At 30.5% G+C, this 1457-nt stretch carries 2 pseudogenes; both read right to left on the bottom strand.

Annotated elements, in window-relative coordinates:
- A pseudogene (locus BUE91_RS07560) lies at positions 1 to 607 on the bottom strand (adhesin); the annotation flags it as partial.
- A gap of 23 nt (positions 608 to 630) precedes the next feature.
- Positions 631 to 1457, bottom strand: a pseudogene (locus tag BUE91_RS07555) (adhesin); the annotation flags it as partial.

Below are 1457 nucleotides of genomic sequence, written 5' to 3'. Positions count from 1 at the left end.
ATTTAGTTTTTTCATCATCGCTTAATACAGTATTAAGTGTAGTTTCTGATAAATCAGATTCTTTAGCTTTCTCTAAGTTCTCTATATATTTATCTATATCAAATTTATTATTAGTTTTATACTTACTATCGTCCATACTTCCTAAAGCTTTAATCGAAGTTGCCTTACTAACTAATTCAGATTTCTTTTCCAATTCTCCTAGCTTAGCTTTTAAGCCTGCAACATTTGTCTCATTTATTGTTTCTCCAGCTTTTTTTCTTGCATCTATTGTCAACATCTGTGTTTTTAATTTAACATAGTTCTTATAATCTACTTGTTTTCTAGCTATTTCTTTTAAATTATTATCAGTGTTTACAGAGAAATATCTAATCTTATCTTCATTTTCTTCTGTTGCTCCATCTAATCTATCTTCTAATGTTTTAAGTTGGGCTACATTTACTGCATCTGAATCTCTATATCCACTAGCTACATTTATTATTCTTCTTTCATACCCCTTTTTACCTACTGAGATTACTCCTACTTTAGCAGAACTTGGTATTGAATATGATCCTCTTGCAGTGTATCCTGGCTTATTTAAATCTACTTGTGTATAATCTGTTGCTGACAAATATCCTAAAGCTACCGAGTTATCTAGTGTTGTGTTTTGTTTCCTAAAGCTAATACTGATTTTCCATTATGACCCTCTATCTTCATATTTTTAGCATCTTTCAAACTACTCACATTTGCATCATTTCCTATTATTATAGAATCTCCAGCACTACTACCTCCCCATAAACGTGAGTTTATTCCTAGTATTACTGAATTTGGAGCATAAGCTACTGATCCATGTCCATATACCATAGAGTTCTTTCCATCTATATCTACTCCAGCTCCATTTCCAAATGTTATTGAACCTTCAGCTAATGCTCTTGATGCTATACCTATAGCTATAGAGTTTTTATCTTTAGTATATGAATAAGATCCTATAGATATAGAATTTTCTTTAAGTGAAAATGACCCTCTTCCTAATGCTATAGCATTGTCTCCAAAGGCTCCTGATTTACTTCCTATAACTATTGCATTTTTTCCACTACTTTTAGCTATGTCTTTTACTCCGTTTTTTTCTTCTGTTTTTATTTTTAATATATCTGTTTTTGTATCTTTGTCATCTTTTGCTTCTACAAAAGCTTTTTCTATACCGTCTATATAGCTTTTAGCTCCTATAAAATAATCTCCACTTTTTAAATATGTTCCTTTTGAAGCTCCACTTACATTAGATAGTGGTTCCTCTTCTGCAATACCTATAATAGTCTTTGCAACCCCATTTAAATCAAATCCATATAGGCCTCTTTTATCTTCTTTACCACCTACTTCTCCATATTTTTCTAAATCCCCAAATAGATTTGTATTTACATCTTTTGAATTAGATTTTAATTTAACTTTACTATCATAATCATACTCAACATTAGAGTAAACAT

The organism is Streptobacillus notomytis, assembly GCF_001902585.1.
Taxonomy (GTDB): Bacteria; Fusobacteriota; Fusobacteriia; order Fusobacteriales; family Leptotrichiaceae; genus Streptobacillus; species Streptobacillus notomytis.
This window is presented reverse-complemented; position numbering and strand designations above follow the sequence as displayed.